The sequence below is a fragment of the Chryseobacterium sp. B21-037 genome, from assembly GCF_028570785.1.
Classification (GTDB): domain Bacteria; phylum Bacteroidota; class Bacteroidia; order Flavobacteriales; family Weeksellaceae; genus Chryseobacterium; species Chryseobacterium proteolyticum.
In genome coordinates, this window is record NZ_JALGCB010000001.1 from 2657438 (window position 1) to 2682050 (window position 24613).

Here is a 24613-nt window from a genome sequence, read left to right on the forward strand (position 1 = left end):
AAATTGGTGGTTTTAAAATATTTATTTAAAAATAAATTATTTTTTAAGTTCTTCTAAAAACTCGTCATGCGAAATTGCAGTTTCTTTTTTGCTTGCCTTTTCAAGAATTACATCTTTCAATTTAGTCATAGCTACTTCAGAAGAAATCTGTCTTACCTGCTCCTGGTCTTTCAACATTTCAACAGCATACTTTTGAATTTCTTCATCTCCTAAATGGTGAATTCCGTAGATCGCCAATTGGTTTCTTACTAATTGTTCAGCTTGTGCAAGAACATCAGCATAATCCAATTTAATATCGTTATCATTCATCAATTTACCTTCGATGATCTGATAGCTTAATTGTTTTTTCTCAGATTCAAGGATTTCTTTTGCCTGCTCTTCAGTCTGGATATTCTGGTTAGAGAATAGTAACCATTTTACAAGGAAATTTTCAGGAAGTTTTACTTCTTCTTTTTCTGTAATTTGTTCCAATACTTTATTCACAAAGTGAACATCAGCATTTTGCTGGAAATACTCATCTAATTCAGCCTTAACTTTATTTTTAAGCTCTTCTTCAGACTTGATGTTTCCTTCTCCGTATACTTTATCAAAAAGATCCTGATTAAGTTCTGCTAAGTTCAGGCTATAGAAATCTTTTACTTTAACTTCAACTTCAGCGTGGTGTAAATGCTCAACTTCTTCTTTAGTAAACCCTAATTCTTTAGCTAATTCTTCATCACCTGCCAATGTTTCTTTAGAAACTTTTACAGAACCGTCCATTTTTAAAGCTTTAACTAATTTGAAAGCTTCTTTGTTTTCAGCTGTAATAGTAACATTTTTCGGATGGTGGTGGTGTTCTCCTTCAGCATCTTCTTCTACAACCTGAGAAACCTCTAAAGCAACATAAGAATCCTTAGTGATCTTATCTTGAGGAACCTGCTCAGCGAAACGCTTCTGCATGTTTTCAATGCTTTTTGTGATTTCTTTATCAGAAGCTTCTACTTTATAGTGAGGCGCTTCATATTTAGCTAAATCTATAGTGAATTCAGGCTCGTATCCTACTTCAAAAGCAACTTCAAGTTGATCTGCATTATGATTGAAATCATTTACAGGTTGAGGTACAGGCTGGCCAACTAATCTTAACTTGTTTTCGTTTACATAGTTATTTAAAGCATCAGAAACTTGTTTGTTGATCTCTTCGAATGCAATACCTGCTTCATATTGTTTTCTAACCATACTTAAAGGCACTTTTCCTTTTCTGAAACCAGGAACTTGCGCATTTTTAGCATAATTAATCAACTGCTTCTCTACTTTGTCTTTGTAGTCAGATTTTTCCAATGTTACAGTAAGTAATGCACTTACGTCATCATGGTTTTGTGCGGTAACCTTCATTATTGATTAAAATTTTAGGTTGCAAAAATATGAAATTTTTATCAAAATAAACTATTAAAGATAAATTCTTCGGCATCAAATATTTATAAATAAAAAACCACTGAATTTTTCAGTGGTTTTATCTATTTGCTGTTTTTTTAATTTATAATCGTATAAGTAGCCTGAGCATCGGTTTCTCCTCCTGTTTGAGCTCCATACACTATTCCGTTTCCACTTACTGAAGAAGCTTCGGAAACGGTGGCTGGTTCGTGATACAGAGTAAGAATAAGCTGGCTTTGTGCTGATGCATTTTTTACGGCCTTGGTCACTACCCATTTTGTTTTAAGTCCTACATGTTTTCCATCACCTCTTGTAGAACTTGCATCATCGGTTCTGGTTAGTGTAAGATCAGAATTAGGGAAATTGTACACTAAAAAATGTTCATCTTTTGCATCTTTAATTTCCTGGGTTGCATCTTCATTACCATTCTTGAACTGCACTTCTACTTCATATGTCTTCCCGTTCTCTAATTTTATCGACTGTGCCCCTCCGGCACCTACACTATAATTGTAAGGTAAAGTTACCTGTGTGGCAACATCTTTTACCAATAAAATAATATTAGTAAGATCTTCCTGAGGCAGATCATCTTCTTCCGCTGAGTTATCTCTTTGACAAGATACGATAGAAACTGCGATGAATAAAATACCTATTAGTTTGATAATATTTTTAGTGTTAAATAATTTGTTCATTTTTTTTAATTTAAATTTTTAAAATCTTGATTTGTAATGGTAAAATATTAGAAACGATATCTAACATTAAGTATAAAATTTCTTCCTGCTTCATCTGCAAAAAATCTCATACGATTAAGATAATCTCTGTATGAAACGTTGAATAGGTTATTAACGATAAGTCCTGCAGAAAGGTTTTTGCTGATATTAATACCAGTCTGAATATTCCAAAGTGAATATCCGCTCGGGGGAGTGCTGAAATCTACTATCTTTTCTACTTCTACACCATTTTCAAAAATAGTAATGGGAGCATTATGAATAGGAAATCTATTTTGCTTTAAAAAGGTTTGATTTTCAAGGCTGAAATAGAATTGATTCCATTTTTCCATTTTAAACTGTAAGGCATTGGAAAAATTAGGAGGCATCATCAGGATTAGTGGTTCGTTATTTGAATCGTCCTGCCCATTAACATAACTTCCTCTTCCTATATAGGTAAGATTTTCTGTAAGTTTCCAGTTGACATCCACATCTACACCATACATTTTGGCATCAATCTGTTGATAAGACCATACAGGAAAAACACCTCTTATCGTATTCTGAACCCCGGTAGGAATTTCATTAATGTAATTTTTAGTTATGAAAAAATAAGGGTTTACTGATATGTTTAATCCCTTCAGTACATTAAATTTAGCATCAGCAACTAAATTAAATTGATGTCCCTGTTCATTTTTCAAGCCCATATCTCCAATTTCTATTACCGCTGCAGAATGATGCAACCCATCGGAAAATAATTCAGCAATATTAGGTGTTCTTCCTACTTTAGCATAATTAAATTTCAGATTAAAATTTGAGCTAGGATGATATTCCAGTCCGGCATTAAAAGAAATATTTTCATAATTAAGTTTCGGACGTGTTAAGACTCTGTTTTTATCTGTTTTCACATAAAACTGAGGATAAGTCGCTTTATATAATTTATCCCAATCACTTTTGTCATACCATTTTGTTACATCATATCGGTTAAAGTCATATCTTACACCTCCCTCTGCATTCAATTCATCTGAAATTTTGTATTTAAAAACAGAGTAAACGCCCGCAGAATATTTGTCATAATTAGGGATCAGACGTCTTGCTTTTGTGGCCGGATCTGAATAATTGTTCTGAAAACTTGCGTCAATTCCAGTTTCCAACGACCATTTTTCTCTTTCTAATAAATCGTTCACATTAAACTGATGAGTCATCAATGCCAGATCCAAAGAGGGAATATCTTTTAAATCTCCCCTTCTTATATCATATTCTTGCCTATGGTTGTATTGAAAGCTATAACTTGCAGATACCTTCCCAATATTTTCAAATCTTTTAAAAGCAGAAACTTTGGCAATATGATGTTCTATAACCTGTCGTGGGTTATCAATATCATAACTGAAATTTCCCGTATATACAGGAATATTCAACGTCATCGCATTATAAAAATCATTATTATTTCCAACATGCGAACCTCTGTAAATCCCAATATTCTGATTAGTAAGATAATAATCAAAAGAAATTCCCTGTTCATAGCTATTCTTCTGAACTGTAAAATTAAATGATGAAAAATCCATCCCGGTATTCATTAAGTTATAATCAGGAGTATGCTGATCACCTAATTTTTTAATGGATCCTCCGGATTTTACCGCCCATCCGTTTTTCCAGATCTTGGCAACATTTACATCTAACCCAAGACCTTTCCCGTTTGAAATACCTGAAAGATTCACAGAACCTTTTAGCGTGTCTTTTTTAGGGAAAATTTCAGGTTCCATAACTATAACTCCTCCGATTGCATCACTCCCATATTTCAGAGCAGACGCCCCTTTGATCACGTCTATATGCTGGAAATTATTAATATCCACATTAGGAGCATGCTCTACTCCCCATTCTTGTTCCGCTAGCTTTACTCCATTATTCATAATAGCTATACGGCTTCCATATAATCCGTGAATAATGGGTTTCGAAATATTATTTCCCGTCTTCAAAGCATTAACACCTGAAATCTTGGATAGTAAATTCCCTAAGTTATCAGTGGAATTTTTTTCTATTTCAGATTTATCAATGGTCTTAATAATCAAAGATCCGTTTGATTTATGGTTTCCATGAATAGTCACCGTCTCAATATCCTGAATATGATGTTCCAGGACGATGGTTAAATGAAGATCCTGATCCACTCCTATATTTTCAGTATAATCATGGCAATCAGGATGCTTTGCAATGAGATTATAAGATCCCGAAGGAATTTTGCTGAATAAAAACTTACCCTTTTTATCCGTTTTAGCCGTAAAGTCTCCTATTTTCACGACTGCATTTTCAAGCATGCTTTTATCATGAAAATCCTGAACGGTGCCTTCGACAGTATAAGTTTTTTGTGCGTTTGTTAATACCAATCCGCAAAAGATCAGTAATAAGCTATATATCAATTTCATTGTAAATAGATAGATTGCGTACTTAAAAAGTACATTTTTTCGTAAAAGTTTGTTGCTTTATTTTTTATACAATTCTAAATTGTACGAAGTAAAATGTATTGATGTAATGATAATTCTCCAATACATTTAGTCTTATTTCTATCGTACCTCATAATACCTACCTGATGTTTTTCTTGTCAGGCATACATTGAAGTCTCAGATATAAGACAAATCCGATAAAGATCTATGAATTTATGAAATTGCGGGTGGTCCCCGAAGCTGAAAAGTAAATTTGGTTTGAGACCAAATGATCTCCTGAATGGTAATAACCTGCTTTACCTCTTGTGTATACCCATCGAAAGAAAAATTAAATTCTTCGGGTACCAAAGTATGACCAGTAGCCAGGAAATGACAAGCTAAACAATCGCCTACCTTCTCTTTCGCTACATTTTTTGTAACGGTATTTTCAGATTTTTTGAGGTTAAAATTTCTAAAGTTATCCACTACATCATGGTGGTGAAAGCTTTGAGAAAACAGAGCAAGAAAATAGATCCCAAACAAAAGTCTGGAGATAAAATTCTTTAATTGTCTGGTTTCCTTAAAAATCATGCACCAAAAATAACAATAATAATTGTAATTATTCAATAAAAATAATAACCTCAATTAAAACACCTGATCATATTTCGAGGTTTACTCGAGTTGAGATGCTAAATGTTCCCACTCCTGTAAAGCCAGCTCCAGGTCTGCTTTTACTTTATTATATTTTTCCAGGCTCTCTTCTGAAGGGTTTTCTTTTGCAAAAGAGGCTTCCATTTCTTCAGATTGAGTTTCCAATTCAGAAATCCTTTCTTCTACTTTCTTTATTTTGTTCTGGATATTTTTTTGCTCCTTACTTACAAATCCTGATTTTGGCTGAGATACTGCTTCAGTTTTTTCAGGTGTTTCAACTTTTGGCTTTGCCTCTTCTTTTACATCATCATTATGAAGCTTTGCCTTTTCCGCAGAAATTTCCCTGATGGATTCTTTTTGTCTGTACTCCAGATATTCGTTGATATCTCCCAGAAATTCTTTCATTTTCCCATCACGGAATTCAAAGATCTTATCACAAAGACCCTGCAGGAACTCCCTGTCGTGAGAGATTACGATCAATGTTCCTTCAAACTTTTGCAGTGCCAGCTTGATGATCTCCTTAGACTGGATGTCAAGGTGGTTGGTCGGTTCGTCCATAATCAAGGTATTGAACGGACGCAATAACAATTTACATAATGCCAGACGGTTTCTTTCTCCCCCCGACAATACTTTGGTTTTCTTGGTAACAGCTTCCCCCTGAAATAAGAATGATCCCAGCAAATCTCTTACTCTAGGTCTGGTTTCTTCCGTAGCAGCATCTTCCGCTTCTTCCAGAACCGTTTTATCCGGTGTTAATACTTCTTCCTGGTTTTGGGCGAAGTATCCGATATTTACATTATGTCCTAAATTCCAGGTTCCTGTGTAATCTTTGATTTCTCCTGCAAGAATTTTTGCCAAAGTTGTTTTACCCTGTCCATTTTGCCCTAAAAGAGCAATCCTGTCTCCACGTTGGACCATAAAGTCTACGTTATCGAATATTTGCTTATTTCCATAAGCTTTTCCAAGATTTACAGCTTCAAAATTAACTTTCCCGGGAACAACCGATTGTACAAAACGAATATTGAATTTGGAAACATCTTCATTTTCCACCTCGATACGTTCTACTTTCTCAAGCTTTTTAATCAACGACTGGGCAAATGCGGCTTTGGAAGCACTTGCACGGAATTTATTGATCAGGTCCTCGGTGTGTTTTATTTCTGCATCCTGATTCTTTTTAGCCTGAATCAGCTTTTCTTTTCTGTCTTTTCTGAGTTCAAGATACTTGGTATAATTTGCCTTATAATCATCAACCTTTCTGTTATTAATATCAAAAGTTCTATTACAAACAGAAGTCATAAACTGTTTATCGTGACTCACCAGTACAATCGCTCCAGGATAATCTTTAAGAAAGTTTTCAAGCCAGATGATGGATTCCATATCAAGGTGGTTGGTAGGCTCATCGAGAAGCATTACATCATTCTTTTGAAGAAGCAGTTTTGCCAGCTCTATTCTCATTCTCCATCCTCCGGAAAACTCATCCGTAATTTTCTTAAAATCATCTGCTTTAAAGCCTAACCCGAATAATACTTTTTCCATATCGCCTTCCAGATTGTAAGCATCGTGGTGCATTAAGAGGTCGTTTAACTCAGTCATTCTGTTGATCAAATCCGTATAAGAATCACTTTCATAATCTGTTCTTACCGTCATCTGATGATTCACCTCCTCAAGTTCATTTTTCCAGGCATTGATCTGTTCAAAAGCCTGCATGGTTTCATCCCAAACAGTTCTTCCTTTCACAAAATCCAGATCCTGCTTTAAGAAACCAATGGTGATATTTCCATCAGGGACTACATTTCCTTCGTAGAATGTAATTTCTCCGGAAAGCATTTTCAATAAAGTGGATTTCCCAGCTCCATTTTTACCTACTAAACCAACTTTATCATCCTTTTTAATTGTGAAATTCACATTTTGAAACAAATAGTTTCCCGAATGATGTAACCCTAGACCTTGAACCGAAAGCATTTAATGATATAATTTAAGAATTAATACTGAATATTTTTCGGGTGCAAAAATACGGAAAAAGAAATGAATAGACCAGAAATAAAAAAAGCCTCCTGCATGCGGCACTTTATTATATAAGTTTCAAGTAAAAAAGGGCGAACATCTGATTTATCGGTTTACTTAATAAATAATAGACCGTATCCAATCATCATTGTTTGGAATATTACTTTCATAAGCAAAATCTGTAATGACCATATCTTCCGGAAAAAACATTTCGGTCCGGAGAGCAGAATGAAAGTTATTATCTAAGGATTTAAACGGAACATTCAGCCCACTGTTTATGATCTCCTTATACATTAAAGCTTGTGATTTTTGAAGTTGCCCTTTTTTATACAAACCGAAATTGGCTGAAATATGAATATAGCATGCAAGCTTTTCATAATCATATAAAGGTTTCTGGCATGATTTAAGATTAACTGCGTATTTTTCCAGCTCATTATAAAGGGTTTCCAAATAAAAATGTTCCGGATCTAATGTAAAATCACTTTCACTAAAGTCAGTGATAAAAACCGGAGCCACGGAATTTGTCTGCATGAGCATTAAACTCCCGTACACTTTTGAAAGATCATTATATACCATTTCTTTTTCAACATATGCCTGGGACAGGATATCCCCCTCATCGATCCGGTGATTCCTTAAAGGTATATCCCATATTTTATTTTCTTCTGTGTCTTTGGCTGTCTCTTTTACATGAGAAACATAATCATTAACATCTGAAACCTCAAAATAATTTCCTGAAATATATACCGATTGTGAGCTATTAAGATACCCTCCACCAACATCCGCATGAACACCCGGAACAAAAATTTCTTTCCAGACGCATTTGTCAGTCATAAATTCGGAATCATTCATAGTACGGGAGTTCTCAAAAAAACCGGTCAGCGGAAAAAAATACCGGCACTCGTTCATCGCACATAAGTGAAGGGCATTTTCCACTCCTTGCGATAACTTTACGTGGTATTGGTTAAATGGAGCTGATTCTACAGTATCGAACACTCCAAGGAACTTTATTTTTATATGCCCTGAAATTGAAGACCCCCGCTTTAACAGTTCATAGCAAAAATTCCTCGCCAGCATACCTCCTCTTCCAAATCCATAAACATAAAACTGATATTCTTTGGTTGTGTCTCTCATTTTATCTTCAATAAAAGCATATGCTCTCCGAAGTTTATCGTCTGAAGAATAGCCGGAACATCCTATAGGATTTTTACAGGTAGCCTTTGCAAAATCACTGTCTTCGGAGCCTGTTATTGTTCCTATTCCTTCTACATATAATTTTTCATTCCCGTCGAATACTTTAAAAAGTTTATATATGTTGGTTGGCAAAGCGTGATAACTTATGTGATCCGTCAATGTTTTTTTATCTGAAGTTGCATTGAGTCCGTTACTTCCTGCCCCATCAAAAAAAATTCCGACGGATATTATAGTATTCTCCATAATAACAATTTTAAACATTTACCCTCTGCACATTTAACAGTAAGCCTTAAAAATTTTAGCTTTCAGCAGGATAAACATTTCAAATTAACCGTGAAAAAAAATGGAATAGTAGAGTAAAAGCTACCAAATAAAAAATTCCGTATTTCTACGGAATCATATTTTTTCTATTGAATAAATATGATTGATGATGGCATAGATCACAATACCAACTGTATTTTTAGCTCCGATCTTTTCAAGGACTCTTTGGCGGTGGCTTTCCACTGTTCTAGGGCTTATAAAAAGTTTTTCCGCAATTTCATTATTGGTAAACTCCTGGCAGATGAGTTTTACAACATCTTTTTCACGCTCGGAAAGTTCATCTTCCATTTCAAATAAGGATTTCTTTTTACTGGAAGAATTCATATATGAAAAAAGCATTTGATGATCTTCTGCCGTAAAATAAACTCCGTTTTTATGTACCATGGTAATGGCCTCAATAAATGTTTTTTTATTGGAATTCTTCGGAAGGAAAGCAGACACGCCCAGTTTTACCATATACCCCAAAATGGAACTTTTATAATGAGAGGAAAGAATAATAATCTTAAGATCTGGATATTTCTCTTTAAGAATTCCCACCAACTCAAAGCCGTTCATAGGTTGCATCTGCACATCCACGAGGGCAATATCCGGAAAACTATTCTCCGCAAGACTTTCTAAATTATTTATAAAATCGGGACCGTTATCTGAAGTAAGGGTCACGGAAATATTCTGCTCGTTTGATAACAGTAACTTTATTCCCTCGAGAATTAACTGTTCATCATCTATCAGTGCTATTTTAATCTTGGAATTCATTGTTGCATGGAATTTTAATAATTAGACGACTTCTTTTACCCGGTACATTCTTCCACTTATGGATGGCATTAATGGATTTGATCCTGGATTCAATATTTTTGATGCCCATCCCTTTTTTTACCAGGTTATAATCAAATCCTTGTCCGTTATCTGAAACCACGAGTGCTGTAATTTTCGAATAATCTTTAAGATAAATCCAAATCTTCGTGGCTTCTGAATGCTTGATAACATTGGTCGTAAACTCCTGTATAATCCGGTAAAGCTGAACCTCAATAAATATATCTTTCTTTTTATAATGAGATGCCACATGTAATGAAATATTAACCCTGTTGGACAGATTTGCAATCAGTTCTTCGATGTATAAGACAAGTCCCACCGATTCCAGATTCACCGGATAGAGTGAATGAGATATTGTCCTTGCTGAATCGATAAGGGCAGACATTTGCCCGTTGATGTTCTTTTTGATCAGTTCATCGCCTTTTGTATCGAGATTATTAAGCCACAAAGAGAGAATATTGAGTCTGTTTCCCATATCATCATGAATCATCACGGCAATCCTTTTCCTTTCTTCCTCCTGGGCCTTAATATTTTCCAGTACAAGCTTTTTCTGATGAAGGACTTCAGCTTCATGCTGCACATTCTTTTCTTTGATGATCCGGTCGACAAAAGTTTTGTATGCCAACAAAATAAATACTACGATAATTGCTATGGTAACAATTATAAGTATTAAAAAATCAATATGTAAGGTTATTTCTTTAATTTGATAAAAGTGTATATAAATGAACCATACAAAATGCTTGACAGTATATTATTGGTTCCTAAAATTGTATAATAATCATCTTCTGACAAGGTGGCTATCTGATGTTGAATGATAAAAATAAAGACCGAAACAGAGTAATAGAAAAAAATACAGGCATCTACCAGGGTAAACCTGTTGATGGCTTTATTATTTTTAATTTGTTGCAGTAAAGTAGATCCTGCAAAGCAAATAATGATGATGTTGGAAGTTACTTTTACAACATCATCATTAAAGTAAATCTTAAACGTTTTATTCATCAGTAAAAAACCGAGAGAAAGAACCGCTACCGGAATCCATCCGTATTTAGATATTCCCAGCTTTCTAATGAATAAACTTGTCAAAAGGAAAAATTCGCCAGCTATATAAATAGGGTACAAAAATGAAGTGTCCTTGTAATGCAGAACAACCGTTAAAAAATTAGTGGCCGCTTCAATGAAAAAAAGAAATCCGATATAAAAAACATATTGTTTTTCTTCCTTTTTAAGAACGGAATACTTTGCTATCCCAAAAATAAGGGAAACAAGAAGTAAAAAATTAGTGATACCCCACGTAGTAATAAAATAGCTATGCATTTATTGTTCTATAATTGACAAATTGGAGGACATGGTCTGGACCAGTCGTAGGTATTGGAAATAACTTCTACACTTCCTGTATTTTGCAGATCTTTATAAAATGAAATAAAGATGAGTGTTACCAATGGTCTCTGATAAATTTCAGAAAATTTAATTCCGAAAGAGCATATGATGTAGCTCAATCCTTCTTTGGATGGACACAAATCTTCAACAGGTACATAGAATCTCTTAAAAATCCTTGCTCCTTTGAATTCATCACATTCCCTGTAAAACCAGGTAGATCCTTCATCTCTCCAGAGCTCAATAGCAGCAACAGCTTTATCCTGCTCCATTATCGGCATATTAGCTACCGGTAAATACATATCCGCTGTTTTATCTACCTGCTGAAGTTCCTTAGAAAGAACGGCGTTTTTTACTAATGTATATTCTTTGGTTTCTACTAAAGTAAGATTCGATGTAAGTTCTGCAAGAATACTGTATGGATATTCATTAACAGCAATTTTTTGTCCGTTGACATCAAGAGGGCAAAGGATCAGTACAAGCTGATTTTTGTAAACCCCTATTTCAGAACAAAAATCATCACATTTGTTGTTCTTTTTTAACCAATCAATCTGATCAAAGGAAAGGGTAAAAACATAATTGGGGGGAATAAGTTTTTTTATCGTTGAGTAATCTTTAGAACTGGTATCCCATGCGGCGATTGCAGCGGCATACTCTTCTCTGTTGAAAATTATCATATTTACATGGTTTTAGTGCCATAAAATTATGTAAACTAAACTACCTATGCAAATATCCCATCTATAATTGAAGATTTATTAATATTTTTAAATACATAAGAATAGCCTATTCAAAGGCCTTTCCAAAGGAAGTGCTATTGTTTCTTTTCAAGCAGACTTAATAGTTCCTCACTGTAATATGGTAACAGCTCTGTTGTTTTTCTTTGATGTAATAAATCCTCCCGGCATTCGCATAAAATTTCAACACCTTTTCAAGGGCAATTTCCATTTTAGGATTATACTTCAGGACATCATTAAACCGTATATAGGAGATATCAAAAGAGTTACCATAGTTGTGGGAGCTGATTCCGAGGGAAGCATTGGAGTTTACTCGTCTTAGCCTGCATTGATCCTCAAGCGTTCTTGTCATGGATGAAACCGTAAAAGTATGTCCTTTTGTTTCTTTACTGAACCTGGCTCCCATTTTCTCGAGTGTTGTTTTTGCCTTGGAAACCATATACGGCCTACTATAATCCAGTTTTTGAACCCGATAACCTTTTCCTGACTTTTTTATTTTATGAAATTTTCCACTGTTGATGTATTTCTGAACCGTTTTACTATTTGTTAATAACTTTACACCAAAGCTCCTTGAAGCATCGAGATGTGGCTTATAAAGCGGAGTCGGCTCTACCTTTAAAACCTCTGCAAGATCGTAACAGATCCCTATTTTTTTTGAAGATTGCCCATAATGAAAACATCCTATAAAACATCCAAAAATCAAACAAAGAATTTTTTTCATTCGCCGTTTTTTTTAATTAAAAAAATGAAAAATAAACATTTATGCAATGTAGTTCAACCATAAGAGATGTATATTTAAAATATATACTTCAATAAATTTCATATTACATTATCATATTCACACTTGTTAATCAAATTAATTTAATTCTTTTTAAAAATTAATTTGAAAATCTGAAATTTAAACTATAAATTTGGTTTCAATATAAAAATAAACATTATGATAAAAAAACTTTTTGCTGAATTTTTCGGCACATTTTGGCTTGTTTTTGGCGGTTGCGGTAGCGCAGTCTTTGCCGCCGGAGTTCCCGATATCGGTATAGGTCTTTTAGGTGTTGCTTTAGCATTTGGTCTTACAGTGCTTACCATGGCATACGCTGTAGGTCATATATCAGGTGGACATTTTAATCCTGCAGTTACTTTCGGCCTTTTAGCCGGAGGAAGATTTTCTTTCAAGGATCTGATTTCATATGTTGTCGCACAATGTCTCGGAGCAATTGCAGCAGCAGGATGTCTTTGCATTATACTGAATGGAGCCGGAGCTTTCAGCGCCGAAGGGCCCGGAGCCTTTGCAACGAATTTCTATGATATGCCAGGTTATAACAACAGAAGCTATTCAATGGGGGCAGCTTTCTTAGCAGAATTTCTGTTAACAGCTTTCTTCCTTATCGTTATTATGGGCGCAACGGATAAATGGGCTAACGGGAAGTTTGCAGGAATCGCTATTGGTCTTGCTTTAACCCTGATCCATCTGATTTCCATCCCAATTACAAATACTTCTGTAAATCCTGCAAGATCTTTGTCTCAGGCATTATTTGTAGGAGGAGCTGCCATGTCCCAATTATGGTTATTCTGGGTAGCACCTATCCTTGGTGGAGTTGCCGGTGGGATAATTTATAAGTTTTTACTTCAGCGGTCAGACAATGAGGTCGCTGCTTAATCATAAAAAAATCCTGTCGATCTGACAGGATTTTTATTTTCTTTTTTTAATATCGAACGGGTTTTTAAAAATCAGTTCTTCATGTTTTCCTTTAACTTCCATTTTTTTCTGAAGTAAATTCAAAGCCATTTTCCGGATAAAAAGGTCTTTATCATTAAGCTTCCAGTAAGAATCCATATGTACCTGTACCGGTTTTTTAATGTGATAAAATTCCGTTTCCCATGTATCCTCATTATGATAAAACTCAATAAGCCCACAATGTTCCGGAATCTGTTCATGATCGACCATTCCCATAGGAAGGAGAAAGCTAAATGCGTTACAAACATAATCACCACATGAGATTTTGTCGTGTTTTAAAAATTTTTCTCCTGTAGATGCATTCTGATAAGATTTTTTGAAATCATTCTTAAAATCACTTTTAGAGAGTTTAATCTCTATTTCATGACTTAACCCCATAGCATCAATAATCAGAATATCAGCTTCCCAATCTGAATGAAAATGATTGGTTAAAACAAGTTCTTTCTCAAAGTCACAATGAGAATGAATGAATGCATGAACAAGTTCTTCAATTTTTAGCATATTTCTTTTGGGCATAAGGTTGGGAACGAGAGATTTCAGAGGGTAAGCTCTGGAAACTTTGAGATGAAATCTAAGGCTTGCACATTACGCATACCTCAGCTCACCAATAAACTGCATCCCCTGATATCTGAATGATCTATCCTTCCGAGGATCTGAAATTTATTTTTCGGAAGCATCTTACCCAAATCCTGAGTCGCAATAAAGGAGCAGGAATGAAAATTCGCCAAATCGATAATATTCACAGCACCTGTTCTTCCTTCTTTTTCATAGGTTAAAGGATCTTCAGCATTTCTCACCAGCACCCGCATCCATTTCGGACATTCATACTCGTTATTTCCTAAAGAGTACGCCTGTGATAAAAGTTCTGTCATAGAATACTCGGAATATATGGCATTGGTGTTAAAACCTTTTTGTAAAATCACCAACAGTTCATCCTTTGTCATTTCTTCTTTACGCCCCTTCATTCCTCCTGTCTCAATTATTATAAGATTTTTAGAAAAACCAATCGGCTCATCACCTTTTTGGGAGGCACAAAAATCCAGAAAATCTAAAAGCGCAAAAGAAACCCCGAAAAGAATTACTTTTTTACCCTTCAGAATTTTTAAAAGTTCAAATAAATCAGCATGATTGTATAAAAAATATCCGTTTTCAGACTGGGCAGAAACATTCATTAAGTAATCCACCATATAAATCAGAGAAGAATTTTTCTTTTCCAGGTAGCTCGGAAGAAGGCCAAGAAATATAAAATCCTCAGGTTTTCCGATAAACTGTTCAAAACTCTTATAAATACTTTCCCTATACAGATTTTCATTAGCAATGAAATGTTTTGACAAATTCATCTGCGTGGTTCCGGAGCTTTGAAAATACAGATCAGCGACTACTCTTTTATCGAGGATCTGATGATTTTTAAACATCTCAATGGGTAAAAATGGAATTTTTGTCACTGTGTCAACAGTGTCAGGATCAATTTTCAGGTAATCTACAAATTTCCTGTATACATCAACATTTTCATATTGATAGCGAAATGTTTTTAAAGAAGCATTTAAAAAATCCTGTTCAGTTCGTATGTTGAATATATTTTCCAATTTTCTAAATTTTTAACATTCTTTTGATCTCATTTTTAACCGGTTATCCTTACAACATTCTTTTTTAATATTTTTTTAATATAAATTGAAATTTTTGGTCAAATTCTTGCAATACTATTTTCGGAATATGGATTAAAAACAGAGTGAATTTATTCATTCGAAGATTACCTCTTTTAGAGGTAATTTTTTTTTGCCTTATCGTCAAAAGTTTTTAATTCAAAATCTTTTTCAAAGACCCCGTAGGTAAAGTAAGAAATCCAATCTCCGAGATTGATGTATTTAGCTTTATGTTCGAGCTCTAAAACCATAGGAAGATGACGATGTCCATAAATGAAATAATCAATTTTCTCTGTTTTCAATTTTTCTTTTGAATAGATGATCAGAAACTCTTTATCCTCTCCTAAAAATGCTTTATCCTCTTCACCGGAAATCATTTTATTTTTCTGGGAAAGATATAACGCAATCTTCATGGCAATATCCGGATGAAGCCATTTAAAAGCCCATTGTGCAATAGGATTGGTGAATAGCTTTTTCATTCTTTTATATCCTTTATCCCCCGGACCCAAACCATCTCCATGAGCAAGAAGGAACTGCTTGCCACCCATTTCAAAATATTGCCTCTTATAGAATACAGTACATCCGATTTCCTCTTCCAGATAATCTTTCATCCATAAATCATGATTTCCCACAAAGAAATAAACATGAATCCCACGATCCTTCAGTTCAGCAATTTTTCCTAATACACGAACGTATCCTTTGGGAATAACATATTTCCATTCATGCCAGAAGTCAAAAAGGTCACCCATTAAAAATAAAACCTGAGCATCTTCCTTTATCTCATCCATCCAGCGTATAAACTTCTCCTCACGAACCTTGCTTTGTTTAGGATCAGGAGCGCCAAAATGCTGGTCGGATGCAAAATATACTTTTTTTCCAGGTTGTAAATTGATGGTTGTCTTTAGCACCGGTTGAGTTTTTTATTGAATACAATTATACATTATCTTCTGCAAACCATTCTCCGTAAGAGTTTTCAGTTTCATGAAGTTTAAGATAAGCTAAAGAAACCTCAGCAGGAAGCTTAGATTTTATTTTAGCAGCGATAGCATACAGCATATTTTCGCATGTAGGCTGGAAATTACAATAGATTACTTTATGCCCTCTTTCTTCAAGATCTTCACCCAGTTCCTTATGCGGCGATAATCCGTTGATCAATACTGCATGATCCCAAACATCTACAATTTCAGATTTTACGATACTTTTAATATCACCAAAATCCACTACCATCCCATTTTTAGGGTTTTCCAAATCATTAATAGGCTTTCCTTTCACTGTTACAAACAGCTTATAGGAATGTCCATGCATATTTTTACACTTTCCATCGTAATTATATAGCACATGTGCTGTTTCGAATGTAAAAATTTTTGTAATACGTATCATGATGCAAAGATAAGGAATTTGGGCTGAGTATGGGCCACATGCCAAGGAGTACAATCAAATGAACGGTGATATTTAAATCTTCTCCAGCCAATCACTTTTCAGCCTTTGAATCCTTTGTGTTTTAGAATCAATAAGAACCCAAAGTGTTAATGAATCTACCACAAGCTCTCCATTACAATAAAATTCAACCTTTCTGGGTTGCCTGATTCCTTCAGGATTTTTAGGATATGTTTTTACAGTAATAACATCATTCAGATAGACTTGCTTTTTGTATTGGATATGATGATCAAGCAGCATCCATATATCTTCGGGGTATTCAGTTAAATGCTTTACAGAATCCCAATGTTCGGTTGCAATTTCCTCTACCCAACTCACATATTGTACATTATTGACATGCTTATTCTGATCTATATTTTCTTCTGTTACCTTGATCTGCTTTTCATACACTAGACTCATCTCTCTTCAAAATTTATCCAAAAATAAGGCATAAAAAATAAAATCTGCTAAAACAGGAAATACCTTTCCTGTTTTATTATTTTAATTTGATCAAAAAAAGCAGAATCGAATAAATCCGATTCTGCTTTTATATTATAACTTAAAAGTTTTTACTTAGTTTTTGCAGCGGGTTTAGTGGCTGTTGCAGTAGCTCCCAGTTTGGTTTTTACAGCCGGTGTAATATCCTCGCTTCCGTCTGTATATACCAGATTGTTGGCTCCCTGCGCGGATGAAGTATCGAATACATAGCTCAGATTTCTTTCTTTTGCTACAGCAGAAATCGCATTTTGGATTTTTTGCTGTACAGGAGTAAATAACTCGGTCTGTTTAGCAGAAACCTCCTTCGCCGCCTGACCTCTGGCATCTTCTATCTTTTTACCTAATGTCTGTAATTCTGTTTGTGCAGCCATCAGCTCTTTGGTAACAGCCTCTTTATTGGCTTCACTCAATGTCTTCTCTTTATCTTGAGCTGCCTTAAGTCTGGTTTGATATTCTGTGATCAACTTCTCAATTTCAGCCTGCTTGGTTTTAGTCAGGTTATCAATAGTAGAGGTTACCGTTTTCACTTCAGACATACTTGCAAAAATATCATCAGAGTTTACATGGCCAATCTTCTGTTGGGCGTGAGCAGCGTTAGCCGTTAGCGTAAGTCCTGCTGCAATAAAAAGTACCTTAATTAACTTCATTTTTTTATTAAATTGTTTAAAAAACACTATTTTTTTAGTTTTCAAATATAATACAAATTTTCATTAGTTTTTTAAACCTTTATTCCCGTCCAAAAGCCTGCAAACCTGAGAATATTTAATTTCTTCATCGCAAAAATCCTTCCCAACATGGAGAAGGATTTCAAACAATATGTATAATGTGGAAAAAACTTACTTCTTAATGAAACTGTGCTATTTCAGTAGAGTCTTTCATGGCGACAGTTGCTGAAGAACCACCTGTTACCACATTCTGAATCTCATCAAAATATCCGGTTCCTACAAAAGACTGGTGTTTCACGGCCCTGAACCCTTTTTGCTGTAAAGCAAACTCACGTTCCTGTAACTCGGAATATCCAGCCATTCCTTTTTCTTTATACGCTAATGCCAGCTCAAACATTGCTGTATTGAGTGCATGGAAACCAGCCAACGTGATAAACTGGAATTTATATCCCATTTTGGCAAGCTCCTCACGGAAAGTAGTCATTTCCTCAACACTTAATTTGGCAGCCCAATTGAATGAAGGTGAACAGTTATACGCTAACATTTTTCCAGGAAATCTGGCATGGATTCCCTCAGCAAATCTTCTTGCCTGTTCCAGATCAGGATTAGACGTTTCCATCCAGATCAGATCAGCATAAGGCGCATATGATAAACCACGGTCGATTCCTTGTTCTACTCCGTTTTTCACTACATAAAATCCTTCTGAAGTCCTCTCTCCGGTCACAAATTTCTTATCTCTGTCATCAATATCTGAAGTCAGAAGGTCTGCGGCATCAGCATCTGTTCTTGCAATAATGACACTCGGAACCCCTGCTACATCGGCAGCTAAACGGGCAGCTACTAATTTATTGATGGCTTCCTGAGTAGGTACCAATACCTTACCTCCCAAATGTCCGCATTTCTTTGCAGAAGACAGCTGGTCTTCAAAATGAACCGCTGCTGCTCCGGCCTCGATCATCTGTTTCATCAGTTCAAACGCATTCAGATTACCTCCAAATCCAGCCTCTGCATCAGCAATAATAGGAACAAGGTATTCTTTATCGCCACCTCCGTTTACAGACTGGATCTGATCCGCCCTTAACAGAGCATTATTGATTTTCTTAACTACAGAAGGAACGGAGTTCGCTGGATACAAAGATTGATCAGGATACATTTCTCCTGATAAATTCGCATCAGCAGCCACCTGCCAGCCCGAAAGGTAAATAGCCTCCAACCCGGCATCTACTTCCTGTACTGCCTGATTTCCTGTTAATGCGCCCAATCCGGCTACAAAATCCTGAGTCGTAAGCTTCTCCCAGAATTTTTTAGACATTTCAGTGGCGATCGTGTAATCGATCGTATAAGATCCTCTGAGCTTTAAAACCTCTTCAGCTGTATAAGGTCTTTGTACTCCCTTCCAACGTGGATTGTTCAGCCAATCCTGCTCTAAAGCCTGAATTTTTTCTTGTTTCGTTTTCATAATATTTTGATTTGTATTTAGTTATAAATTATTTTTATAAAATTCGGAATACGAGTTCTACAGGTTTATCATTGGAATTCCATCAGCTTGACCAAAAAGAACATATCGCTCATAGATTCAATGATTTCAAAAACCAACTCGAAAAACTATATCGGATTCTTACCCACAACTTTTCTTTTCCCCAACGCTCTTATACGTTAAATAAAAGGATACGCTTTCAAAGTGAGGAATTCTTCAAATTTTTCTGAGAAGATCAATTCGTTAAAAAGCTCTTTAGCCAGATTAAATTTCCCGTTTTTAAAGCGCTCTTCACCTACATATTTTTCAATGGTATCCATCTCTTCTCTTTCCCACTGAAGAACCATTTCTCTGGTAAGAATCCGGTCATCAATTAAAACAGCCTCATTCTTCAGCCATTGCCAGATCTGTGTCCGTGAAATTTCTGCGGTAGCTGCATCCTCCATAAGATTATAAATAGCCGCTGCACCTATACCCATCAACCAACTTTCGAGATAAAGAATTCCTACATTAATATTTTTACGAACACCTCTTTCACTAATCTCTCCCTTAGGAATTTCCAGCAGATCACTTTCCTTGATTTGATAATCCACTTTCTTGTCAATTTGGTTTTTTGAAGGCATATATTCGTCAAAAATATCTTTAGCCAAAGAAACCAAAGCAGGATGGGCTACCCAGGTGCCATCATGCCCATTTTTTACTTCACGCTCCTTATCTGCTTTTACTTTTTCAAAGGCAATATGATTCGCCTGATCATCATTTTTTATAGGAATCTGAGCAGCCATTCCTCCGATGGCATGCACATTTCGTTTGTGGCAAATTTCAATCACCCTTTTGGAATAGGCAGTCATAAACGGAGAGGTCATGGTTACCTGATCACGATCCGGTATTATAAATTCAGGAAGGTTTCTGAATTTTTTAATAAATGAGAAAATATAATCCCATCGTCCGCAGTTCAATCCTGCGCTGTGTTCTTTTAGCTCATATAAAATTTCATCGATCTGAAACGATGCGGTGATCGTCTCTATTAAAACCGTAGCCTTAATCGTACCTCGTGGAATCTGAAGATAATTCTGGGCAAAATCAAAAACTTCATTCCACCATCTGGCTTCTTTATAGTGTTCCAGTTTGGGAAGATAAAAGTAAGGACCACTCCCCTTTTCAAGAAGTTTTTGTGCATTCCTAAAAAAATAAATCCCAAAATCAACCAATGAACCGGAAGCCTCTTCACCGTTGATCTCAATATGCTTTTCATGAAGATGTAATCCTCTTGGACGAACTAGTAATACGGCGGTCTTTTCCTGCAATTGATATGCTTTCCCTTCTCGGGTTGTAAAATCTATACTTCTGTTAATAGCATCTGAAAGATTAATCTGCCCTTCCATGCAGTTTTTCCATTTAGGAGCATTGCTGTCCTCGAAATCTGCCATAAATGTGGATGCTCCAGAATTAAGCGCATTAATGATCATTTTACGATCTACCGGACCCGTAATTTCAACTCTCCGGTCAAGTAAATCTTCAGGCAATGGCGAACATACCCAATCTCCATTTCTTATTTCTTCTGTCTGAGGTAAAAACCTGGGAAGATTTCTGCGATCAAAATCAAGCTGAGTTTCTTTTCTTTCTTCTAAAAGATCAAGCCTTTTAGCATTAAAGTTCTGGTGAAGTTCAATCAGAAACTCTATCAATTCGGGATTGAAAATCTCTTCAAACTGGCTTTGAGCCTTTATTCTTAATTGGGTGGTTGTTTCCATAACTCATTGATTTTGTGATTTGATATTACAAACATAAATAAAAATTTTCACAATTAGCGAACGTTCGCTAATTATTTTTAAAAATTATTATGCGAATAATCGCAATCAAATATCTATATTTGAGTAATGAATGCAGAAAGTGATTTTATTAAAACGGTTTTCGGTCTTAAACTGAAGCAGCTGAGACAAAAGAAAAATTGGTCTCTGCAGGACCTTGCCGTAAAAACAGGGTTATCAAAATCTTACCTCAACGAAATTGAGAACGGAAAAAAATACCCCAAGCACGATAAGATTATCCAGCTTTCCGAATCTCTGAACTGCACATTCGATGATCTGGTTTCTACGAAACTAGACAAAAGCCTGGCTCCGTTTAATGAAATTTTACAATCGGATTTTTTTAAAGAAGTTCCTCTGGACCTTTTCGGAATAAATAAAAATAACCTCATCAGCATCATCAGTGATGCCCCCAAAAAGGTCACCGCCTTTATCAATGCACTGATTGAAATATCTCAAAACTACAATCTGGGAAAAGAGCGTTTTTATTTTGCCGTATTGCGATCCTTCCAGGAACTTTATGATAATTATTTTCCTGATATCGAAGAAAAAGTATTATCCTTTGCTCAGGAGCATTGTTTAGAGTTCAGTAAAAATCTGGATCCGGATATTTTACAAAATATCCTCAATGAAAAATTCAATTACACGATTCAATCCAAAGATTTCGAACCTTTTGGAACATCCGTGCATCTCCGTTCATTATTTATTCCTGAAAAAAAACTTTTACTGCTCAACAGCAAATTAGAAAAAGACCAGAAGACATTTATTCTCGCTAAAGAAATTGGTTTCAATGTTCTTGAATTAAAAAACCGTCCCAACACCTACTCATGGCTGGATTTCGGAAGCTTCGAGGAAATCCTGAACAATTTCTATGCGTCCTATTTCGCCGGCGCACTATTGATTTCAAAAGAGCAGATTATAGAAAATACTTCTGACTTCTTTTTACAAAATAGCTGGAAATCCAAAGGCTTCACCCATCTCATTGAAAGCTTTACGAATTCTCCGGAAACATTTTATTACAGGCTAACTAATGTCCTTTCTTCAGAATTAGGAATAAAAGATTTGTTTTATTTATGCCTGGTTAAAAAGAAAGATTCCGAAAGAATTCAGATTTTAAAAGAACTGCATCTGAATCACCAGCAGGCTCCTCATGCTAATGCTACGAATGAACATTATTGCAGAAGATGGATTGCTGTAAAAAATCTTCAGGATTTAACGGAAAATGAAACATTAACGGACGCTCAGATCTCCCATTATAAAGATCAGGGAATAAGTTATCTCGTTATTTCCACTTCCCAGAAAAACCCTTTTTCAGACGGCAGTAACCGAAGCTACTGTCTGGGAATATTATTAAATCCTCAAACAATAAAGAAAATAAACTTTATCAAATCTCCAAGTTTACCGACGATCAACGTGGGGGTAACCTGTGAATCCTGCAGTATTGCAGATTGTGAAGTAAGACAAGCTCCACCGGTTCGTCTTGAGAAGGAATATTTTAATCAGAGTATGAAAAATTCCATTGAAAAAATACGAAAGGAAGTAGAATCTCAGGGTTAAAAAGCATTACATTCTTTCATTACTTCTTACCTCTTTCATGTTTCAGCTAATAAACTTATATTAGTAAAAAACACAAAAATGATTCTTGACCTTCTTTTCCCCAATCGTTGCATCCACTGCAACCGGATCATCGATGCTGACCTTCTGGTATGCTCCTCCTGTTTTGAACATATTCACTTTACCCATTTCAATTATTTTGAAGATAACCTGTTTAAAGAAAAGTGCAAATTATTGTTTCCGGTTGAAAATGCATATGCGCTCATGTATTTTGAGGAGGAAAACTTAAGCCGTAAGATCATCCACGAATTAAAATATAAAAACAGGAAAAAAACCGGGAAAGTAATCGCAAACTGGACAATCGGTATACTGGATTTTAAAAATAACAAACCTGATTTACTGGTAAGCGTTCCACTTCATCCTAAAAAAGAAAGAGAAAGAGGATTTAATCAATTGCATCTGTTTACAGAAATACTATCCAACCAATATCATATTCCATTTGACCATCACCTGATCAAAAGAAACTACTACTCACAAGCTCAGGCCCTAAAAGATAAAAAACATCGCCTAAAAAATGACAACACTTTTTCAATATCCCGAAAGGTATCTGATAAACATATTTTATTAATTGATGACGTTTTTACCACCGGCAATACGATCGCAACTATAGCATGGGAAATCTTAAATAGCGGCAATAATAAAGTGAGCATTCTGGTAATGGCAATAGATTAACCTCTAACTTCTAACCTCTAAACCTTACTTCCAGCTTTCAATTCTTTTTCATAATTTTCCGGATAAACTAATAGATATGAAAAACCTGCTTTTACTGCACGGTGCTCTAGGGCACAGTGATATTTTCAAACCTTATCTAAAGGACTTATCAAAACAATTCAATATACACACCCCTCTTTTTTCAGGGCATGGAAACACTGAAATTCCGCAAGATGGTATCAGCATAGAAAAATACACTCAGGAACTGGCTGAATACTGTAAGCAACAAAAACTCAATGATGTTTATATTTTCGGACACAGCATGGGTGGCTATGTTGGTCTCTGCTACGCTCTGCAGGTACCGGAAAATGTAAATTCCGTATTGACATTAGGCACAAAATTCGACTGGACAGAGGAGCAGGCTTTAAAGGAAAGTACAATGCTTGACCCTGAGGCCATTCTTTTAAAAATTCCGAAATATGCTGAACAACTGGAATTACAACACGGCTCCCAATGGAAAGAGCTGCTTCCCGCAATTGCCGGCATGATGGTTTCTTTAGGTAAAAAACCACCGCTAAATTCAGATAGTTTATCAAAGATTACAACTCCAGTCCAGATCATGGCCGGAGACCATGATAATATGGTAACATTGGAAGAGACCGTTCAAACCTATCGTCGTATTCCTAACGCAAGATTAATGATACTTCCGGACACCAGACATCCAATGGAAAAAGTACGTCCGGTATTATTGATGGATATTATAATGAAGGATTTCTGGAATCTGTATTAATTACCGCTGTAATTTTTCACCATAGCTAAGGTCACCGGCATCTCCCAATCCGGGAGTAATGTAGCCTTTGGAAGTCAGTTGATCATCAATAGCACCTACCCAAATTTTTGCTTCAGGATAAACTTTTTCAATTGTTTCTACTCCTTGTTTAGATGCGATGGCCGCTACAATGTGCAATTGAGTAGGTGTTCCGTGTGTGAGTAAGTCTTTGATTGCTTCAATTAATGACGCTCCTGTAGCCAGCATAGGATCTCCCACGATTAAAGGTCTTCCTTCAATACTTGGACAAGTAAGATAATCCTGCTTGATCGAAAAATAATCGTTGGCATCATGTTTTCTATAGGCTGCTACAAAACCGCAATCAGCTTTATCCAAATAATTTAATATTCCCTGAAATAGAGGAACTCCTGCCCTAAGAATAGTAGTAATCACTGGTTGTACTGCAATTTCCCTAACCTTTATCGTATCCAGAGGAGTCTGGATTTCAACTTCTCTTTGCTCAAGTTCTTTACTGATTTCAAAAGCGGCAATCTCTCCGATACGTTCCATATTTCTACGGAATCTCAATCGGTCATGTTGAACATCTACATTACGCAGTTCGTTAATCCACTCATTAACAAGAGAAAAGTTTTCAGATAAAATAGTAACCATGAAATTTTAAATTTTAATTAGAGTTGGTGGGCTTTAATTCCTGCAAAATTAC

Annotated in this window: 24 protein-coding genes; 4 read left to right on the top strand and 20 right to left on the bottom strand. The window is 35.5% G+C overall.

Annotated features, from left to right (window positions below):
- Positions 1 to 36: 36 nt before the first annotated feature.
- From MTQ00_RS11790 to MTQ00_RS11840, 11 genes are all read right to left on the bottom strand, one after another.
- On the bottom strand, positions 37 to 1371 hold the full coding sequence (locus MTQ00_RS11790; RefSeq protein ID WP_172280203.1) for a trigger factor: 1335 nt from the start codon (positions 1369 to 1371) through the stop codon (positions 37 to 39).
- Positions 1372 to 1508: 137 nt separating this feature from the next.
- Positions 1509 to 2099, bottom strand: coding sequence for a hypothetical protein (locus MTQ00_RS11795; RefSeq protein ID WP_273649218.1), 591 nt, complete (start codon positions 2097 to 2099; stop codon positions 1509 to 1511).
- Positions 2100 to 2146: 47 nt separating this feature from the next.
- On the bottom strand, positions 2147 to 4531 hold the full coding sequence (locus MTQ00_RS11800) for a TonB-dependent receptor (protein ID WP_273649220.1): 2385 nt from the start codon (positions 4529 to 4531) through the stop codon (positions 2147 to 2149).
- A gap of 231 nt (positions 4532 to 4762) precedes the next feature.
- Complete coding sequence (locus MTQ00_RS11805) at positions 4763 to 5119, bottom strand: hypothetical protein (protein ID WP_172280208.1); 357 nt, start codon at positions 5117 to 5119, stop codon at positions 4763 to 4765.
- Between the two features lie 81 nt (positions 5120 to 5200).
- Positions 5201 to 7141 (bottom strand): ABC-F family ATP-binding cassette domain-containing protein, encoded by a 1941-nt coding sequence (locus MTQ00_RS11810; RefSeq protein ID WP_273649222.1) that lies wholly within the window; start codon positions 7139 to 7141, stop codon positions 5201 to 5203.
- Between the two features lie 159 nt (positions 7142 to 7300).
- Positions 7301 to 8617 (bottom strand): T6SS phospholipase effector Tle1-like catalytic domain-containing protein, encoded by a 1317-nt coding sequence (locus MTQ00_RS11815; protein ID WP_273649224.1) that lies wholly within the window; start codon positions 8615 to 8617, stop codon positions 7301 to 7303.
- Between the two features lie 153 nt (positions 8618 to 8770).
- On the bottom strand, positions 8771 to 9448 hold the full coding sequence (locus MTQ00_RS11820; protein ID WP_273649225.1) for a response regulator transcription factor: 678 nt from the start codon (positions 9446 to 9448) through the stop codon (positions 8771 to 8773).
- Complete coding sequence (locus MTQ00_RS11825) at positions 9432 to 10130, bottom strand: sensor histidine kinase (protein WP_273649227.1); 699 nt, start codon at positions 10128 to 10130, stop codon at positions 9432 to 9434. The genes MTQ00_RS11820 and MTQ00_RS11825 overlap by 17 nt, the downstream gene beginning before the upstream one ends.
- A gap of 65 nt (positions 10131 to 10195) precedes the next feature.
- Positions 10196 to 10819 carry a hypothetical protein gene (locus tag MTQ00_RS11830; RefSeq protein WP_273649229.1) on the bottom strand — a complete coding sequence of 208 codons (624 nt, stop codon included), beginning with the start codon at positions 10817 to 10819 and terminating at the stop codon, positions 10196 to 10198.
- Positions 10820 to 10827: 8 nt separating this feature from the next.
- A complete protein-coding gene (locus MTQ00_RS11835; protein ID WP_273649231.1) occupies positions 10828 to 11556 on the bottom strand; it encodes a hypothetical protein in 729 nt (242 codons plus the stop codon).
- Positions 11557 to 11713: 157 nt separating this feature from the next.
- Positions 11714 to 12334, bottom strand: coding sequence for a DUF5715 family protein (locus MTQ00_RS11840; protein ID WP_273649233.1), 621 nt, complete (start codon positions 12332 to 12334; stop codon positions 11714 to 11716).
- 219 nt (positions 12335 to 12553) lie between these two features.
- On the opposite strand from MTQ00_RS11840, the gene aqpZ reads away from it, so the two are divergent.
- A complete protein-coding gene (gene aqpZ / locus MTQ00_RS11845; RefSeq protein ID WP_273651061.1) occupies positions 12554 to 13270 on the top strand; it encodes an aquaporin Z in 717 nt (238 codons plus the stop codon).
- 33 nt (positions 13271 to 13303) lie between these two features.
- Here the strand turns inward: aqpZ and MTQ00_RS11850 are convergent, their stop codons facing one another.
- The 8 genes from MTQ00_RS11850 to aceB all read right to left on the bottom strand — a co-directional run bounded on the left by MTQ00_RS11850 (position 13304) and on the right by aceB (position 20801).
- A complete protein-coding gene (locus MTQ00_RS11850) occupies positions 13304 to 13849 on the bottom strand; it encodes a hypothetical protein (protein ID WP_273649235.1) in 546 nt (181 codons plus the stop codon).
- Positions 13850 to 13944: 95 nt separating this feature from the next.
- Entirely contained in the window at positions 13945 to 14934 is a 990-nt protein-coding gene (locus MTQ00_RS11855) for a LuxE/PaaK family acyltransferase (protein WP_273649237.1), read from the bottom strand.
- 173 nt (positions 14935 to 15107) lie between these two features.
- A complete protein-coding gene (locus MTQ00_RS11860) occupies positions 15108 to 15899 on the bottom strand; it encodes a UDP-2,3-diacylglucosamine diphosphatase (RefSeq protein WP_273649239.1) in 792 nt (263 codons plus the stop codon).
- A 25-nt stretch (positions 15900 to 15924) separates the two neighbouring features.
- Positions 15925 to 16371 (bottom strand): 6-pyruvoyl trahydropterin synthase family protein, encoded by a 447-nt coding sequence (locus tag MTQ00_RS11865; RefSeq protein ID WP_172280225.1) that lies wholly within the window; start codon positions 16369 to 16371, stop codon positions 15925 to 15927.
- Between the two features lie 72 nt (positions 16372 to 16443).
- The gene (locus MTQ00_RS11870; protein ID WP_273649242.1) at positions 16444 to 16827 is read right to left on the bottom strand and encodes an acyl-CoA thioesterase; all 384 of its coding nucleotides are present in this window, start codon (positions 16825 to 16827) and stop codon (positions 16444 to 16446) included.
- Between the two features lie 149 nt (positions 16828 to 16976).
- A complete protein-coding gene (locus MTQ00_RS11875) occupies positions 16977 to 17552 on the bottom strand; it encodes an OmpH family outer membrane protein (RefSeq protein ID WP_172280229.1) in 576 nt (191 codons plus the stop codon).
- A 196-nt stretch (positions 17553 to 17748) separates the two neighbouring features.
- Positions 17749 to 19029 (bottom strand): isocitrate lyase, encoded by a 1281-nt coding sequence (gene aceA, locus MTQ00_RS11880; protein ID WP_273649244.1) that lies wholly within the window; start codon positions 19027 to 19029, stop codon positions 17749 to 17751.
- Between the two features lie 197 nt (positions 19030 to 19226).
- Positions 19227 to 20801: a malate synthase A gene (gene aceB / locus MTQ00_RS11885; protein WP_273649246.1), complete on the bottom strand. Its 1575-nt coding sequence runs from the start codon at positions 20799 to 20801 to the stop codon at positions 19227 to 19229.
- Positions 20802 to 20927: 126 nt separating this feature from the next.
- On the opposite strand from aceB, the gene MTQ00_RS11890 reads away from it, so the two are divergent.
- The 3 genes from MTQ00_RS11890 to MTQ00_RS11900 all read left to right on the top strand — a co-directional run bounded on the left by MTQ00_RS11890 (position 20928) and on the right by MTQ00_RS11900 (position 23910).
- Positions 20928 to 22412, top strand: a complete 1485-nt coding sequence (locus MTQ00_RS11890) for a helix-turn-helix domain-containing protein (RefSeq protein WP_273649248.1) — start codon at positions 20928 to 20930, stop codon at positions 22410 to 22412.
- A gap of 78 nt (positions 22413 to 22490) precedes the next feature.
- The gene (locus MTQ00_RS11895) at positions 22491 to 23141 is read left to right on the top strand and encodes a ComF family protein (protein WP_273649249.1); all 651 of its coding nucleotides are present in this window, start codon (positions 22491 to 22493) and stop codon (positions 23139 to 23141) included.
- A gap of 76 nt (positions 23142 to 23217) precedes the next feature.
- Entirely contained in the window at positions 23218 to 23910 is a 693-nt protein-coding gene (locus MTQ00_RS11900) for an alpha/beta fold hydrolase (RefSeq protein ID WP_273649250.1), read from the top strand.
- On the opposite strand, the gene upp is transcribed toward MTQ00_RS11900, so the two are convergent.
- Positions 23911 to 24561, bottom strand: coding sequence for a uracil phosphoribosyltransferase (gene upp / locus MTQ00_RS11905; RefSeq protein WP_273649251.1), 651 nt, complete (start codon positions 24559 to 24561; stop codon positions 23911 to 23913).
- Positions 24562 to 24613 lie beyond the last annotated feature (52 nt).

Excerpts from the sequence above, each read along its gene's own strand:
- MTQ00_RS11790 (WP_172280203.1), bottom strand. The coding sequence starts at position 1,371 with ATGAAGGTTACCGCACAAAACCATGATGACGTAAGTGCATTACTTACT.
- MTQ00_RS11795 (WP_273649218.1), bottom strand. The coding sequence starts at position 2,099 with ATGAACAAATTATTTAACACTAAAAATATTATCAAACTAATAGGTATT.
- MTQ00_RS11800 (WP_273649220.1), bottom strand. The coding sequence starts at position 4,531 with ATGAAATTGATATATAGCTTATTACTGATCTTTTGCGGATTGGTATTA.
- MTQ00_RS11805 (WP_172280208.1), bottom strand. The coding sequence starts at position 5,119 with ATGATTTTTAAGGAAACCAGACAATTAAAGAATTTTATCTCCAGACTT.
- MTQ00_RS11810 (WP_273649222.1), bottom strand. The coding sequence starts at position 7,141 with ATGCTTTCGGTTCAAGGTCTAGGGTTACATCATTCGGGAAACTATTTG.
- MTQ00_RS11815 (WP_273649224.1), bottom strand. The coding sequence starts at position 8,617 with ATGGAGAATACTATAATATCCGTCGGAATTTTTTTTGATGGGGCAGGA.
- MTQ00_RS11820 (WP_273649225.1), bottom strand. The coding sequence starts at position 9,448 with ATGAATTCCAAGATTAAAATAGCACTGATAGATGATGAACAGTTAATT.
- MTQ00_RS11830 (WP_273649229.1), bottom strand. The coding sequence starts at position 10,819 with ATGCATAGCTATTTTATTACTACGTGGGGTATCACTAATTTTTTACTT.
- MTQ00_RS11835 (WP_273649231.1), bottom strand. The coding sequence starts at position 11,556 with ATGATAATTTTCAACAGAGAAGAGTATGCCGCTGCAATCGCCGCATGG.
- MTQ00_RS11840 (WP_273649233.1), bottom strand. The coding sequence starts at position 12,334 with ATGAAAAAAATTCTTTGTTTGATTTTTGGATGTTTTATAGGATGTTTT.
- MTQ00_RS11850 (WP_273649235.1), bottom strand. The coding sequence starts at position 13,849 with ATGCTAAAAATTGAAGAACTTGTTCATGCATTCATTCATTCTCATTGT.
- MTQ00_RS11865 (WP_172280225.1), bottom strand. The coding sequence starts at position 16,371 with ATGATACGTATTACAAAAATTTTTACATTCGAAACAGCACATGTGCTA.
- MTQ00_RS11870 (WP_273649242.1), bottom strand. The coding sequence starts at position 16,827 with ATGAGTCTAGTGTATGAAAAGCAGATCAAGGTAACAGAAGAAAATATA.
- MTQ00_RS11875 (WP_172280229.1), bottom strand. The coding sequence starts at position 17,552 with ATGAAGTTAATTAAGGTACTTTTTATTGCAGCAGGACTTACGCTAACG.
- aceA (WP_273649244.1), bottom strand. The coding sequence starts at position 19,029 with ATGAAAACGAAACAAGAAAAAATTCAGGCTTTAGAGCAGGATTGGCTG.
- aceB (WP_273649246.1), bottom strand. The coding sequence starts at position 20,801 with ATGGAAACAACCACCCAATTAAGAATAAAGGCTCAAAGCCAGTTTGAA.
- MTQ00_RS11890 (WP_273649248.1), top strand. The coding sequence starts at position 20,928 with ATGAATGCAGAAAGTGATTTTATTAAAACGGTTTTCGGTCTTAAACTG.
- MTQ00_RS11895 (WP_273649249.1), top strand. The coding sequence starts at position 22,491 with ATGATTCTTGACCTTCTTTTCCCCAATCGTTGCATCCACTGCAACCGG.
- MTQ00_RS11900 (WP_273649250.1), top strand. The coding sequence starts at position 23,218 with ATGAAAAACCTGCTTTTACTGCACGGTGCTCTAGGGCACAGTGATATT.
- upp (WP_273649251.1), bottom strand. The coding sequence starts at position 24,561 with ATGGTTACTATTTTATCTGAAAACTTTTCTCTTGTTAATGAGTGGATT.